The sequence below is a fragment of the Vicinamibacterales bacterium genome (genome assembly GCA_035699745.1).
Lineage (GTDB): Bacteria > Acidobacteriota > Vicinamibacteria > Vicinamibacterales > 2-12-FULL-66-21 > JAICSD01.
Map to the genome: position 1 here is coordinate 154,809 of DASSPH010000032.1, position 15,260 is coordinate 170,068.

The window sequence follows — 15,260 nt, forward strand, 5'->3', positions numbered from 1 at the left end:
GCGTGGCGCAGCCGCATCCCGATTCGGCGGTCGCGATCGTCGGCATGGGCTGCCGCCTGCCGGGCGCGGATGCGCCCGGTCAGTTCTGGCGCAATCTGCGCGACGGCGTCGAATCGATCCGCCGGTTGTCCGCCGACGAGCTGCTGGCGGCCGGCGCGTCGCCCGCCGATCTCGGCAACCCGAAGCACGTGCCGGCGGCGGCGCTCGTCGACATGGAGCGGTTTGACGCCGCGTTCTTCGGCATCCCGGCGCGTGAAGCGGAGCTGATGGATCCGCAGCACCGCCTGTTCCTCGAATGCGCGTGGGAGGCGCTCGAGGACGCCGGCTACGATCCGGGGCGCTACGACGGCGCGATCTCGGTGTTCGGCGGCGGGATCTTCGACAGCTACGTCACGTGGAACCTGCTGCCGGCCGGCGTGTTCGACGACAAGGCCGGCATCCTGCAGACCGTGCTGGCGAACGAGAAGGACTACATGACGGCGCGCGTCGCCTACAAGCTGAATCTGCGCGGCGCCGCGTGCAACGTGCAGACCGGCTGTTCGACGTCCCTCGTGGCCGTCCACATGGCCTGCCAGAGCCTGCTCAACTTCGAGAGCGACATCGCCCTCGCCGGCGGCGTGGCAGTCGACGTCGCGCGCCGCCACGGCTACTTCTTCCACGAAGGCAGCGTCTATTCGCCCGACGGGCACTGCCGCGCGTTCGACGCCGATGCCGCCGGCACGGTGTTCGGCAACGGCGCCGGCATCGTCGCGCTGAAGCGGCTCGAGGATGCGATCGAGCACGGCGACGCGATCCGCGCGGTCATTCTCGGCACCGCGATCAACAACGACGGCACGCTGAAGGTCGGGTTCACCGCGCCGAGCGTCACCGGACAGAGCCAGGTGATCGTCGAGGCGCTCGCCGCCGCGGGCGTCGGCGCCGAGTCGATCGGCTACGTCGAGGCGCACGGCACCGGCACGGCGCTCGGCGATCCGATCGAGATCCAGGCGATGGCGAAGGCGTTCGAGGCCGCGCGCCGGAAGCCGGGCAGCTGCCTGATTGGCTCGGTGAAGACGAACATCGGCCATCTCGACGCGGCCGCGGGGGTCACCGGGTTGATGAAGACGGTGCTCGCGCTCGAGCACCGCCTGATTCCGCCGACGCTGCACTACCGCCGTCCGAACCCGGAGCTGCAGCTGCACCGCACCCCGTTCCGGATTGCCGCGGACGCCACGCCCTGGGCGGCCGGCGCCGCGCCGGGCGTTCCCCGGCGCGCCGGCGTCAGCTCGTTCGGCATCGGCGGCACGAACGCGCACGCCATCATCGAAGAGGCGCCGGCAGTGCCGCCGTCGAGCCCCTCGCGGCCGGCACAGATGCTGACGCTGTCCGCCCGGTCCGCGGCGGCGCTCGATGCGGCGTCGAGCCGTCTCGTCGAGCATCTGCGCGGCACGCCCGATTCGAACCTGGCGGATGCGGCGTTCACGCTGCATACCGGCCGGGCGGTGTTCCCGCACCGGCGCAGCGTCGCCTGCCGCACGGCCGCGGAAGCCGCGGATCTGCTCGAGAGCGGCGAGCGCGTCGCGACGCACCGGTTCGACGGGCAGCCGGCGCGGATCGCCTTCATGTTCACCGGACAAGGTGCGCAGTACGCCGGAATGGCGCGAGCGCTCTACCAGTCCGAACCGGTGTTCCGCCGCGAGATCGACGCCTGCGCCGCGGCGCTGGGCAGCGAGATCGATCTGCTCGCGCTGCTCACGGCGGATCGCGACGGCGCCTCGCTGACGCCGACCGCGCTGGCGCAGCCGGCATTGTTCGCCGTCGGGTATGCGCTCGCGCAGCTGTGGCGGCACTGGGGCGTCGACGCCGACGCGGCGATCGGCCACAGCCTCGGCGAGTGGGTCGCCGCCGCGCTCAGCGGCGTGGTCTCCGCGGCCGATGGAATCCGGCTCGTCGCCGCGCGCGGCCGGCTGATGCAGGACATGCCGGCCGGATCGATGACTGCCGTGCCGCTGCCGGCCGACACGCTGCGCTTCGAATCGGGATCGGCGTTGAGCATTGCCGCGATCAACGGACCGGCGCTCGTCGTCGTGTCCGGCCCGACGGATCAAATCGAGCGATTCGAGGCCGGTCAGCGGGAAGCGGGGGTCGCGTGCCGCCGCCTGCACACCTCGCACGCCTTCCACTCGGCGTCCATGGATCCCGTGCTCGACGCCTTCGCCGCCGCCGTCTCGCGGGTCGCGCTGCGCGCGCCGCAGCGGCGCTTCATCTCGAACGTGACCGGCACCTGGATCACGGACCAGCAGGCCACGAGCCCGGCCTACTGGGCGCAGCAGCTGCGCGCCCCGGTGATGTTCGCGGCCGGCGTCCAGACGCTCGTGGACGCAGGCTTCGATTTCCTCCTCGAGGTGGGGCCGGGCCGGACGCTCGCGACGCTCGCCCGCGCGCAGGCGCCCGACGTTGCGGTTGCGGCGAGCCTGCCGGGCGCGCAGGATCCGCTCTCCGACCACGAGGTCCTGCTCGATGCGCTCGGGCGCGTGTGGGGCCGCGGCGCGGAAATCGACTGGACGGCCTTCTACGCCGGTGAACGCCGGCGACGCGTGCCGCTGCCGACGTATCCGTTCGAACGTCAGCGCCACTGGATCGAGCCGGACGAGGAGGAGGTCGAGCGGAAGCGCGCGCGCGTCCGCGCCAACGAGAAGAGCCCGTTCCCGTCGGAGTGGCTCTACGTGCGCTGCTGGACGCAGACGACGCCGTCGGGCTGGGGAACGGCGGCACCGGGTGCCGCTTCCGGTTCCTGCGTCGTGATCGCGGACGGCTCGCCGATCTCGGCGCAGATCGTCGGCGCGCTGCGGGCGCGGATCGGCGCGGATCGCCTGATCGTCGCGCCCGACGTCAGCGACAGCCTGTTCGCGTCGCTGCCGGCTCACGACGCGGCGCCGCGAATCCTGCATCTGGGCAGTGCCGGCCGCGCCGATGCGGCGCACGACGAGCGCCTCCTGCTCGAGAACGGGTTCTTCGCGCTCGGACGCCTCGCGGCGTCCCTGTCGCGCGTCGGACCCGCCGCCGCTATCGTCAAGGTCGTCACCGCGGGGGTCGATTCCGTCACCGGAGCGGAACCGATCGTTCCGGCGCGCGCGACGATGTCGGCGGCGTGCCTGGTGCTGCCGCAGGAGCAGCCGAACGTCGCGTGCCAGCGCGTCGACATCGCGCCGGGTTCCGAAACCCTGTCGCACGCGGATCTCGAAGCGCTGGTGACCGAGCTGCTGTCCGACGCGCCCGACCCGCAGGTTGCGATCCGGGGCGGGCGCCGCTGGATTCCTGACGTCGAGCGCCTCAAAGGAGAGCCGGCGTATCAGCACGCGCTTCGTCCGGGCGGCCATTACGTCATCGTCGGCGGCTTCGGGACGATCGGCGTCTCCATTGGCTGCTATCTCGCCAAGGTGGTGCAGGCGCGGGTCTCACTCGTGTCGCGCACCGCGCTGCCGCCGGAGAACGAGTGGAACCGCTGGCTCGAGACCCACCCGGCGCACGATCCGACGACGGTGCGGATCCAGCGAGCGCGGCTGCTGACGCAGATGGGCGGCGTCGTGGCATCGCTGGCGGCGGACGCCGCCGACGCACGCCAACTGCAGCAGGCATTCGAAGCCGCCGAGCAGCGGTTCGGACCGATACACGGCGTCGTGTTCGCCGCCGGCCTGATGGACGACACCGGCTTTGCCCCGCTCGCGGCGCTCGATCGCGAGGCCGTGCAGGCGCACTTCCGTCCGAAGACGGAAGGCCTGCGCGCGCTGGATCGCGCGCTTGGCAGCCGGCGCCCCGACTTCTGCCTCGTCGCCTCGTCGCTCTCCGTCGTCCTCGGCGGCGTCGGCTACGCCGCCTACGCGGCTGCCAACGCGTATGTCGACGCCTACGTGCAGGCGCGCAATCAGGCCGAGGCGAGCGGCTGGTCGGTCGTGAACTGGGACGCCTGGCAGCCGTTCGGCGGCGAGCTGCCGAAGACCTCGCTGCTCGCCCGGCTGGCGATGACGCCGACGCAGGGCGTCACGGTGTTCGACTGGCTGATGCGCGCCCGCGGCCTCGGCCAGGTGTTCGTCTCCACGTCCGATCTCGCGGCGCGGATCCGCGAGCACACCGAGCCGAAGCCGGTCGCGCCGCGGCCCGCCGCATCGGACGCCGCGGCGTCGGCGTCGCCGGCGGCGCCGGCGGCAATCGTGGACGACGGGCTCACGCCGACGGAACGGCGCGTTCTCGCGATCTGGGAGAGCGTCCTCGGGATCTCCGGCGTGCAGATCTACGACAGTTTCCTCGATCTCGGCGGCAGCTCGCTCACCGCCATCCAGGTGATCGGCCGGATAGAGGAGCAGACCGGGATCCGGGTCACCATCGAGGAGTTCATCTTCCAGACGGCCAGCCAGCTCGCCGCGCTGGTCGACTCGCGGCAGGGACACACCGCCGGGGTCGCCACGGTGCGCGCGTGAACACACACATGATTGCTACAACTGAGGATTCCGTCTCGAGCGTGGTCGCGCTCGCTCCGCCAGTCGCCGCCGCCCGCGAGACGGCCGCGTCCGTCGCGGTATCGCTCGAGGGGTTGAACAAGCGGTTCGCACTGCGGCGCACGTGGGCGCAGATCCTGAAGTCGCCGTTCACCCACAACTACGCCCAGGCGCTCACCGACGTGAGCTTCACCATCGAGCGCGGCGAATTCTTCGGCCTGCTCGGCCCCAACGGCGCCGGCAAGACGACGTTGTTCAAGATTCTCGCGACGCTGATCATTCCCGACAGCGGCCGCGCCCTGGTGAACGGCTTCGACTGCGTGCGCCAGGTGCGCGAGGTGCGCCGCCAGCTCGTCCCCGTCGTGGCCGACGAGCGCAGCTTGCGTTGGCGTCTCGACGCCTGGGAGAACCTGCGCCTTTATGCGGTGCTCTACGGCGTGCCCAAGGCCGAGATGAAGAGCCGAATCGAGCACGTGCTCGACGTCGTCGGCCTGGCGAATACCGGCACCAAGACGACCGGGCAGTTCTCGTCCGGGATGAAGCAGCGGCTGCTGATTGCCCGCGCGTTGCTCGCCCGTCCGCGCGTGCTGCTGCTCGACGAACCGACGCGCGGGCTCGATCCGCTCTCGGCGCGCGCGCTGCGCACCGTCCTGAAGGACGATGTCTGCCGCGGGCAGGGCTGCACCGTCGTCCTCGCCACGCACAACGCCGAAGAGGCGTTCAACGTGTGCGACCGGGTGGCGATTCTCGACCGCGGACGGCTGCTCACGACCGGCCGCGCCTCGCGCCTGGCCGAGGCGTTCACCGACGAGCGCTATCGCGTGTGGGTGCGCGCGACCGGCCGCGCCGCGCTCGACGAGCTGGCGGCGTCGGGGCAGGTGCTCGACGTGCGGCAGACCTCGGTGGAAGACGACGGCTGGACGGTGATGGAGATGCGGCTGCCGGGAGGTCCGTCGGCGGCGGCGCGCGTGCTGGCGTCGCTGGTGTCGCGGCATGTCGAGGTCGCGCGGTTCGAGCCGATGCAGGTGTCGCTCGCCGAGTTGATCGAGCGCGTGCAGCAGAGCAGCCGCGCCCAGGAGCAGAGCAATGCGTGAGGCGATGGCGTTGATTCGGGCCCGGTGGCTGATCGTGCTGAGCTACCGGCTGCAGTTGATCTTCTCGACCCTGGGACTGGTCGTGTCGATCGTGCCGATCTATTTCATCAGCCGCGCGATGCAGCCGATGATGGCGGGAAAGATCAGCGGCGAGGGGCAGGAGTACTTCGCCTTCCTGGTGGTCGGTCTCGTCACCATGGCGTTCGTCAACACCGCGACGAGCGCGCTGCACACCTCGTTCACCACCGACATCGGCAACGGATCGCTCGAAGCGGTCCTGGCGACGCCGATCTCGCTGCCGTCGCTGTTGACCGGGATGCTCGGGCAGGCCTTCACCTGGACGCTGATCCGCACCGTGCTGCTGCTCATCGGCGCGTGGGCGCTCGGCGCGCACATCGTGTGGAGCAAGGCGCTGCCGACCGCACTGGTGCTGGTGCTGACCGTGCTCGCGTACGTGCCCCTGGGCATCGTCGCGGCAGCCTGCGTCCTGGCGTTCCGCACCACCGGGCCGCTGCCCACCGCGATTGTTGCCGGCTCCATGCTGCTGGGCGGGGTGTACTACCCCACCAACGTCATTCCGTCATGGCTGGCGGCCCTGTCGGCGGTGGTGCCGCTCACCTACGGCCTCCGCTCGATCCGGCGGCTGTTCATCGACGGTGTGCCCCTGCCGGCGGTGATGGGGGACGTGGTGGTCCTCGCCGCCTTCACGCTGGTGCTGTTCGTGGTGTCGATGGTGCTCTTTGCCTGGGCGTTCAGGCATGCGCGTTACGCCGGGACGCTCGCCCAGTACTGACAGTTTTGGAGTCCGCGGTACGCGTCGCCGGGCATGGCGATTGCGGACCAGCTCGGCACGTGGTCGGAAGAAGGCTGAATTGTGGCTGGAAGTCCAGCGGATCGGCGACTTTTGTCGCCGGTGCGGGGCGACCGGCCGTCATCCAATAGCGCTGCAGACGGAGGAGATGTGATCAAGCGTTCAATGCGAGCCGTCCGGGCTCAGGTTTGCCTCGTGGTAGCCGTCGTGCTCGCGGGCGCGGCGCCCGCCGCGGGGCAGTCGAACAGCTACACGTTCGTGAAGGTCAACGTGCCGGGCTCCACGTATACGGAGGCCACGGGCGTCAACAATTCGGGAGCGGTCGCGGGCACCTATGCGGACGCGAAGGGCTTCGTTCACGGGTTCGTCTACAGCGCCGGCGCCTATACGACGATCGACTATCCCGGTGCGCTCTACACCTACGTGTTCGGCATCAACGCCGCCGGGCAGCTCACCGGCGGATACTCGCTGACGAACCCGCTGGGTCCGTATCACGGGTTCATCTATCAGAACGGCGTCTTCACCGAGTTCGACTATCCGCTCAACGAAACGGACGGGCGGGGCATCAACAATCTCGGGCAGGTGGTCGGCATCTACAACGCCGGCTACGGCACGCCCGATCACGGTTTCGTGAAGGACGGCGGCACCTACACCAGCCTCGATTTCCCCGGCGCCCCGAAGACCTACACCTTCGGCATCAACGATTACGGCGTGATCACCGGCACCTGGGTGGATGCGCTCAACCGCCTTCGCGGCTACTGGTATTTCAACGGCATCTTCAATTCGCTGAACTACCCGGGCGCGCTCCAGACCTACGCCGGCGGCATCAACAACAGCCACGTGATCACCGGCTGGAGCCAGCAGGGCACGCTCAAGTCGAGCTACGTCGTCACCAGCCTCGCTTCGTTCCGGTCGTTCACCGTGCCGTTCGCCGGCGCGACCGCCTCGCTGGCGCGGGCGATCAACGACAGCGGCCAGGTCGTCGGCAGCTATCAGTCGCCCGAGTGTGCCCGGGGCTGCGGCTTCCTGGCGACGCCCAATCCGGCCGCGCTGCCCGCGTGCACCCAGTCGGTCTCGCTGGCGTACGCCAACAACACGCTGACGATGAATTTCACGATCGGCGCGCCGACCGCGACGACGTGGAACAAGTACCTGTACGTCAACAACGTGCCGTATCTGCTGTGGTCCGCGGCGCTGCCGCCGATCGCGCCGGCCGTGTCGACGTCGATCCCGATCTCGCTCGCGCCCGTCGGCCGCGTGGTCGCGCTGTCGACGCTGAGCACGAGCACCGGCGGCGTGATCTGCGCCGACTACGCGGTGATCAACACCACGCCCGGCGGCACGCCGTAAGCTGCATCCAGGGAACGCCTCGTATGAAGCACGCCTCCGCGACGGCCATCGCCGACAGCCGCCAACAGGGTGCGGCGGCGGACGCCGAGGTCACCGAACGCGCCCGGCGATTCGGCGACGACAACACCCTCGTCGGCATCGTGACCGAGCCGCCGGCGGGGGTGACACCGCGCGCCGCGGTCGTGCTCATGAACGCCGGCGTGGTGCACCGCGTCGGTCCCAACCGCATGCACGTCGAAATCGCGCGCGGGCTCGCCGCGCGCGGGTTCGTCGTCGTGCGCCTCGATCTGTCGGGACTGGGCGACAGCGAGTCGCGGCGCGACAACACCCCGTTCGAGCGCGCCGCGGTGATGGAAGCGCAGTCGGTGATGACCGCCATCACCGCGGACTACGGCGTGTCGGAGTTCATCACCGGCGGGCTGTGCTCCGGGGCGGTGGTCGCGTTCAACACCGCGGTCGCCGACCAGCGCGTCTGCGGCGCGGTGCTGATCAACCCGCAGGGGTTCGTCTCCTCGGCCGAGTGGAACGACTACGTGGTCAGCAGGGCCAAGGCGCGGAAGTACTGGCGGCAGAAGCTGTTCAGTCTCCAGAGCTGGCGCAAGGCGCTCACCGGCAAGAGCCAGTACCGGCTGCTGGCCGGGATCATGAAGCGGCGGGCCGAATCGCTGGTCACGCGCAACGAGTCGGTCGCACAGGTTGCCGACGGCCTCGCGGGACAGTTCGCCAGTCTTCAGGCGCGCGGCACGCGCCTGCTGCTCGCCTGCTCGGAGGACGATCTCGGCCTCGAGTACCTGAAAGCGATTCTCGGGCGCCACCTGGGCCGCGGCGGCAACGTGCAGACGCTGATGCTGCCGCGCGGCGATCACAGCCTCACCATGGCGGTGAGCCGTCGACAGTTCCAGACCGGCGTGGAACAATGGGTGCGGCGATGAGTCCCGTCGCCCCGTTCACGCCCTCGACGATGTCTTCGCGACCCTCTCGTCCCGTTCAATCCGAGCCCCTGTATTTCGGTCCGGATGGATCCCTCTTCGGCGTCTTTCACCCGGCGGCGCGCGTGCGGCCGCGGCCCGGCGCGATCCTGCTCTGCCTGCCGATCGGCCACGAGTACTTCCGGGTCCATCGCGCGTTCCGCAACATCGCCGTGGCCCTGTCCCGCGTCGGGTTCTCCGTGCTGCGCTTCGACTACTACGGCACGGGCGATTCGCACGGCGACTCGTCGACGGCGACGATCGCCCGCTGGCAGGCGGATATCGCGTCCGCGATCGAGGAGCTGAAGCGGCGGTCCGGCACGCCGCGCGTGTCGATTGTCGGGCTGCGCTTCGGCGCGGCGCTGGCGTGGCTCGCCTGCCTCACCCGCACCGATGTCGACATCCTGACGATGTGGGAGCCGGTCGTGTCGGGCAGCGCCTACTTCGATCGGCTGCGCCAGCTCGAGCAGGAGTGGCTGACGGACCCGTCGCGGCGCGCTCCGGCCGACGCGGAGCGGAAGGAGAACTGCGTCCTCGGCATGCGGCTCGGGCGCGATCTCGAGGCGCAGATCCGCGCCGTGGACATTGCCGCGGGGCCGCTCCCGGCGACGGCGCACGTCGTCACGCTGATGCCCGCGCCGGACTCGCCGGTCGAACCCCGATGGCGCGAGCGCCTGGTCGAGCGCTACGGCGCCAACAGCTACGCGTCGCTGGCCACTGGTGCGGACTGGGCCGATCCGGCTACAGTGCATACAGCGGCCTACGCCGCGGCCGGCGTGCAGGGGCTGCCGGCAATGTTCGACAGGGTCCTCGTGTGAAACCCGCCGCCGCCGTCGTGCTCCTCCTCGCATTGGTTGCGGGGTGTGGGTCGCGGCCGCAGTCACAGAATCCCGACGAGCCACCGCCGCCGCCGCCGCCGGCGCCGTCTCCCGGCGAAGTCACGCTCAACGGCAGCGAGCGGCTGGCGTGGGAACAGAGCCTTTCCGGCGCCGACGTCGGCACCTTCGCCTTCGTCGCGTTCATCGACGGCGCGCGCGCCATGCTCGGCAATACCTCGTGCACCGGCGGCGGCAGCACCGCCTCGTGCTCCGCATCGCTGCCGCCCATGAGTCCGGGACGGCATCTGCTGCAGCTCGCGGCAGTGCGCCAGACGACCGCCGGCTTCATCGAAGGTGCTCGCTCGCCGGCCATCATCGTGAACATGCTCGCGGCCGGCGCGTCCACCGTGACGCCGAGCGCCGCCGCGCAACCGGCGCCGGCGGACGCCCCCGCCGCGGCGGACGACGCGCGTCCGTCGATCGACGTCGTCGCCCGCGGCGTCCGCGACGTGACGGATCTCGCTGCCGCGCCCGGCGGCGGCGTCTTCGTCGCCCAGCGCCGGGGCATCATTCGCATCCTGCGCCGCGGCGCGCTGGGGGATCCCGCGCTCGTGCTGCCGGAGGCGGTGCGCGACACGGCGCCGCTTGCGCTCCTCTCGATCGCGGTGGCGCCGGATTTCGAGAAGAGCCGCCGCCTGTACTTCGTCTACAGCGCGCCCGTGCCGGAAGGGATCGCGTACCGTCTCGTCACTGGCCGTGAAGTGGGCGGGCGCATCGGCGAGCTGGCGACGCTCGTCACCATCGGTTCGGCGCTGCCGGGAGGCGCGGCGATCGTTCGCGTCGCGCGCGACGGCGCGCTGACCATCGCGGCAGCCGATCGGGTGTATCGCCTCGACGCCGGCGGCGGCACGCCGGAGAGCAGCACGTCGAGGGACGGCGTCATCGCCGTGGTTCCGCACGTGACCGCTCTGGACCTGGCGTCCGACAGCGGCGACGTCTACGCCATGACCGCGCCGGACGGCCCGCGCGTGCTGACGAGGCTTCGTCCAGAGGCCGCGCGGCGCGAGGGGGACCCGGTGCACGCGTGGGCAGCGGCCGAGCGTCCCGTTGCGATGACGTGGTACGGCGGGACGGCGATCGCCGCGTTCGCCGGGCGCATGCTCGTCGGCACCGCCGGCGCGACGCTGCAGGCGATCGATGTGAGCACGCCCGCCAGGGCGTCGATCGAGATTTCGCTCGGCGACGCCGGACGGGTGAGTGCGATGACCGTGGACGAATACGGCAGCGTGTTCGTGGCCGCTGCCGGCCGCGTGCAGCCGGCTGCTTCCGGAGCCGATACGGATGCGGGGGGCGTCATCCTCCGTCTTCATCCGCGCGAAGGAGGCCAGTGAGCTTCGGGTTCCGGGACGGCGGCCGGCGGTGCGCCGCCGCGGCAATCCTCGCCGGTCTGTTCGCCGGCGGGATCACGCTCGGCGCCTGCCGCAGGAGCCCGGCGCTCGCGCAGAGCGAATCGCCCAGGCGCTCGGGTCCCGAGCCGGCGCGCCTGGATGGCCAGGAGCGGGTGGAGTGGGACCAGGCGGGCAAATCGCTCGCCGAGGTGCAGGGATTCCGCTACATGGCGGTCATCGGCCAGTGGCCGCGCGACGTCGAGGACGTACGCTGCGAGGCCCGGGGCGCGGCCGGCGGTCCATTCGTGTGCAGCGGCAAGCTGCCGCCGATTCCTCACGGCGTCCACCAGCTGCGGCTGATCGCCGTCGCCAAGGACGGGCCCAAGAATCTGATCAGCCGATGGTCGGCCCCCGTGCTGGTCGAGAAGCGATAGCGCCGGTGAGCGGCGGCGCCCGGCCCATTCGCGTCGCAATCTGCAGTCGGTTCCCCGAGCAGCCCGGCCGGCCCAGGGGCGGTGTCGAGTCGGCGACGGTCGGCCTCGTCTCCGGCCTCGCCGCGCGCGGCGACGTCGACGTCCACGTGGTGACCCTCGAGCGCGGCGTCGAGCGGCCGCGGGTCTCCGTCCACGACGGCGTCACCGTGCACCGCCTGCCGCGCAGCACGTGGCCGATGCTCGCGGATGTCTTCGTCGGTCCGGGCCGCCGCGCGATCGACTCGTACATCCGCGCGCTGCATCCCGACGTCGTCCATTTTCAGGAGACCTACGGGTTCGGCGCGCGCGGCTACACGGTGCCGGTGGTGTTCACGGTGCACGGGTTCGACAGCTTGAATCTGCGCACCGAGCGGCGGCGCGCCTGGCGCCTGCGCGCGCCGTTGTGGCGGCTGGCGGAGCAGGCGGGCATCGGCCCGCACCGGCATCTCGTGTCGATCGCCCCCTACGTCACGCGGATGCTGCGCCGGGTCTCGCGCGCCGAGATCGCGGAGATTCCCAACGCGATCAGCAGCGAGTTCTTCACCGTGGCGCGCCGCGAGGTCGCGGGGCGCGTCCTGTTCGCCGGATGGCTCAACCCGCGCAAGAACCTGCTCGCCGCGCTCGAAGCCGTCCGCCTGCTGACGCGCGCCGGCCAGCCGATCGAGCTGCACGCCGCGGGCGCCGCGTCCGACCCGGCGTACGCCGCGCGAATCGACGAGTACATCCGCACCCACCAGCTCGCGCCCCACGTGCGGCTGCTCGGCAGCGTCCCGCGCGAAGGCATCCGCGAGGAGTTGAGCCGGGCGTGCGCCCTGGTGCTGCCGTCGCTCCAGGAGAACGCGCCGATGGTGATCGCCGAAGCGCTGGCGGCGGGCGTACCCGTGGTCGCCACGGACGCCTGCGGCATCCCTGACATGGTGGAGGAAGGGCGCACGGGCTTCCTGATCGATCCGGCGCAGCCGGAGATGATCGCCGATCGCCTGGGACGGCTGCTGCGCGACGCCTCGCTGCGATCGGCGATGAGCGCAGCGGCGCGCCGGAGCGCGCGGGAGCGCTGGCACGCGGACGCGGTCGCGGCGGCGACCGTCGCGTTGTACCAGCGGCTGGGCGCGGGCGCCCGCGCTACCGTCTGAGCGACAGGAACAGCTGCTCGTGCCGGGCGACGTACGCGTCGACCGTGTGCGTCGCGAGATAGTGGGCGCGGATGCGCCGCGACAGCGCGGCGGGGTCCTGCGACATCACCGCGCGCACTGCCGCGGCGAGTCCGTCCGGCGCCGCGACGGCTCCCAGGCCGCACGACGCGATCACGTTGTCGGGATCGAGCGTCGAGACCACCGGCAGGCCGCGCGCCCACGCCTCGAGAAACGTCGTCGGCACCCCTTCGACGCTCGAGGTGGAGAGCAGCACGCTGGCGCGGCGATACTGCTCGTCGAGGCTGGCGTCGCTGATGCCGCCGTGGAGCGTCACGTTGGGCAGCGCCGCCGCCCGCGCTTCGAGGCTGCGCCCGTAATCGCTGCCGGGGGCGGATCCGATCACGTGAAAGTCCCAGCCCGGCTCGGCGGCGGCGAGATCGAGCAGCACCTCGAGCCGTTTCACCGGAACGAACCGTCCGACCCACAACAGCCGGGGATGCTCATTCCCCGCACGCTGCCGGTACCCGTCCTCGGCGAAGCCCGGATCCGGCGAGGTGTTCCGGATCACCGTCGACTCGACCGCGAACGCGGCGCGCAGCTGGCTGCGCTGCGCCTCGGTTTGCGCCACCACGGCGCGCGCGCGCCGGAGCCCGGCGCGGTAGAGCACCCGCTGCCGCCGCGTGCGCAGCAGCGGCAGCGCCGGGTCGACGTCGGCGTCGGACGCCAGAGCGAACACGAACGATCGGCCGGACGCGCGGCACCAGAGCGCCACCTGCCCGGTCTCGGCGTCTCCGCCCATTTGATACACGATCCCGGGATCCGCGCGGCGCATCGCGCGCACCAGCCCGGTCCAGCGCGGATGGAAGAAGCGCAGCACCGGCACGCCGACCGCGGCCGCGTAGGCCGGGCGCACCGTCACGCCGGCGTGCGACGTCCCGTCCGCCTGCCCGTGATCCAGCGTCACCAGCGTGACCTGATGGCCCCGCGCGGCGAGTCCGCGCGCGAGCAGCACCTGCTGCCGCTCCGCCCCCCCGACGTACCGCGGCCGCGCCCGTTCCGCCAGCAGGTCGTAGCACTTCAGTCCGACGATGCAGATGCGGAGCGGCGTCAAGCCGGCTCCAGCATGTCGCCGAGCGATCGCTCGAGCGGAATCTGGGGCGCCCAGCCCGTCGCGGCGCTGAGCCGCGCAGCCGAGCCGTAGACTTCCGCCTGGTCGTCGCGGCGGACCCGCGCTGGATCGGTTTCGATGCGGATCTCGCGTCCGGAGAGGCGCTGCAGCGTCTGCACCAACCGCCCGATTGTCGTCGGCGCGCCCGAGCAGACGTTGAAGACGCCGCCGGCGCCGTCCCGCGACGCCAGCAGCCAGTAGGCCCGGACGGCGTCGCGCACGTCGACGAAATCGCGCGCCGTATGCGTGTTGCCGACGCGCACCGCGCCGGAATCCGCCTCGACGAACTGCCGCACCAGCGATCCGGCAACCAGATGGGAGGGCAGGCCCGGTCCCAGGAGATTGAACGGACGCGCGACGTCCACCGCGAAGCCGAACTGGGCGCCGAGATGGCGGGCGAGGAGCGTCTGCGCCACCTTCGTGACGCCATAAGCGGACGCGCCGGCACACGGCGCGTCCTCGGTCAGCGGACTGGCCGCGTCCCTCGAGTACTCGGCGGCCGATCCGATGCTGACGATGCGGCGGATCGGGACGCGCGCGGCGTGGAGCCCATGCAGCAGCGACCCGGTGCCGCCCACGTTCGCACGCCACATGTCGGCGTCGGCCGCCGGCGGCATCAGCCCGGCGAGATGAATCACCCGCGTCGGCGGCTCGGCGCGCGCCAGCTCGCCGATCGCGGCGGCGTCGCCGATGTCGATGCCGTGCAGCGCGTCGAGATGCGGCACGGACGCGGCACGGAGATCGAGGCCGATGAGGCGCGGACGCGAGGGGAGCCGATGGAGAAACGCCGTGAGGTGCCGTCCCGTGAACCCGGATACGCCGGTGATCCACACGGATTCGTTCATGTGTCGGGACCGAGGAACATCGCGGCGTTGCGCTGGAACTGATCCTGCGCGGTGGCGTAGTCGTCCATCCGTCCGATGTCGAGCCAGTAGCAGTTCTCGCGGTAGCAGCCGACGCGGCCGCCGCCGGCGTGGACGCGCGCGATCAGGTCGGGCATGTCCAGCCGCTCGCCGTCGGGCACGTACTGCAGCACCGAGCGGCTCATCGCGTAGACGCCCATGCTCACCTCGAACCGGTAGACCGGCTTCTCGCGGTAGCCGGTGAACCGGCCCTCGGCGTCGCTCTCGATCAAGCCGAAGTCGACCTTGACCTCGCGCGGGAACACCGCGACGGTCGCGTCGTTCTTCTCGCGCACGTGGTGCGCCAGCAGCGACGTGAAGCTCAGGGTCGTCAGCAGGTCGCCGTTCATGACGAGGAACGGATCGCTCAGCCGATCGCGCAGCAGCGCGAGCGGGCCGGCGGTGCCGAGGGGCGTGTCTTCGTGCTGGTAAGAGACGGCGACGCCGTACTTGCTGCCGTCGCCGACCACCGCCATCAGCAGCTCGGACAGGTAGCCGGTCGCCAGGATGACGTTGCGGAAGGAATGCCGCGCGAGCTGCCGCAGCAGGATCTCGAGCACCGGCTTGTCGCCGAGCGGCACGAGCGGTTTCGGAAAGACGGTGGTGAGCGGCGCGAGCCGCGTGCCGCGCCCGCCGGTGAGCAGCGCGACGGTGACGTTTTCGGGATCGGGTGCGTTCAT

At 71.2% G+C, this 15,260-nt stretch carries 12 protein-coding genes; 9 read left to right on the forward strand and 3 right to left on the reverse strand.

Annotated elements, in window-relative coordinates; all coding sequences use genetic code 11:
• Nucleotides 1-2: 2 nt before the first annotated feature.
• From VFK57_06405 to VFK57_06445, 9 genes are all read left to right on the forward strand, one after another.
• Nucleotides 3-4,457 (forward strand): SDR family oxidoreductase, encoded by a 4,455-nt coding sequence (locus tag VFK57_06405; protein HET7695322.1) that lies wholly within the window; start codon nt 3-5, stop codon nt 4,455-4,457.
• A gap of 8 nt (nt 4,458-4,465) precedes the next feature.
• A complete protein-coding gene (locus VFK57_06410) occupies nt 4,466-5,569 on the forward strand; it encodes an ABC transporter ATP-binding protein (GenBank protein HET7695323.1) in 1,104 nt (367 codons plus the stop codon).
• Nucleotides 5,562-6,362, forward strand: coding sequence for an ABC transporter permease (locus tag VFK57_06415; GenBank protein HET7695324.1), 801 nt, complete (start codon nt 5,562-5,564; stop codon nt 6,360-6,362). The genes VFK57_06410 and VFK57_06415 overlap by 8 nt, the downstream gene beginning before the upstream one ends.
• A 213-nt stretch (nt 6,363-6,575) precedes the next feature.
• Entirely contained in the window at nt 6,576-7,730 is a 1,155-nt protein-coding gene (locus tag VFK57_06420; GenBank protein HET7695325.1) for a hypothetical protein, read from the forward strand.
• A gap of 23 nt (nt 7,731-7,753) precedes the next feature.
• Nucleotides 7,754-8,662: an alpha/beta fold hydrolase gene (locus VFK57_06425; GenBank protein HET7695326.1), complete on the forward strand. Its 909-nt coding sequence runs from the start codon at nt 7,754-7,756 to the stop codon at nt 8,660-8,662.
• Nucleotides 8,659-9,516 carry an alpha/beta hydrolase gene (locus VFK57_06430; GenBank protein ID HET7695327.1) on the forward strand — a complete coding sequence of 286 codons (858 nt, stop codon included), beginning with the start codon at nt 8,659-8,661 and terminating at the stop codon, nt 9,514-9,516. The genes VFK57_06425 and VFK57_06430 overlap by 4 nt, the downstream gene beginning before the upstream one ends.
• Nucleotides 9,513-10,907 carry a PQQ-dependent sugar dehydrogenase gene (locus tag VFK57_06435; protein HET7695328.1) on the forward strand — a complete coding sequence of 465 codons (1,395 nt, stop codon included), beginning with the start codon at nt 9,513-9,515 and terminating at the stop codon, nt 10,905-10,907. Before VFK57_06430 ends, VFK57_06435 begins: the two co-directional genes overlap by 4 nt.
• Nucleotides 10,904-11,338, forward strand: coding sequence for a hypothetical protein (locus tag VFK57_06440; protein ID HET7695329.1), 435 nt, complete (start codon nt 10,904-10,906; stop codon nt 11,336-11,338). The genes VFK57_06435 and VFK57_06440 overlap by 4 nt, the downstream gene beginning before the upstream one ends.
• A gap of 5 nt (nt 11,339-11,343) precedes the next feature.
• A complete protein-coding gene (locus tag VFK57_06445; protein HET7695330.1) occupies nt 11,344-12,510 on the forward strand; it encodes a glycosyltransferase family 4 protein in 1,167 nt (388 codons plus the stop codon).
• Here VFK57_06445 and VFK57_06450 read toward each other — a convergent pair.
• The 3 genes from VFK57_06450 to VFK57_06460 are packed head-to-tail and all read right to left on the reverse strand — an operon-like array spanning nt 12,500 to nt 15,260.
• Nucleotides 12,500-13,621: a glycosyltransferase family 4 protein gene (locus VFK57_06450; GenBank protein ID HET7695331.1), complete on the reverse strand. Its 1,122-nt coding sequence runs from the start codon at nt 13,619-13,621 to the stop codon at nt 12,500-12,502. The two genes, VFK57_06445 and VFK57_06450, sit on opposite strands and share 11 nt — an antisense overlap.
• The gene (locus VFK57_06455; protein ID HET7695332.1) at nt 13,618-14,523 is read right to left on the reverse strand and encodes an NAD-dependent epimerase/dehydratase family protein; all 906 of its coding nucleotides are present in this window, start codon (nt 14,521-14,523) and stop codon (nt 13,618-13,620) included. The genes VFK57_06450 and VFK57_06455 overlap by 4 nt, the downstream gene beginning before the upstream one ends.
• Complete coding sequence (locus VFK57_06460; GenBank protein HET7695333.1) at nt 14,520-15,260, reverse strand: sugar phosphate nucleotidyltransferase; 741 nt, start codon at nt 15,258-15,260, stop codon at nt 14,520-14,522. The genes VFK57_06455 and VFK57_06460 overlap by 4 nt, the downstream gene beginning before the upstream one ends.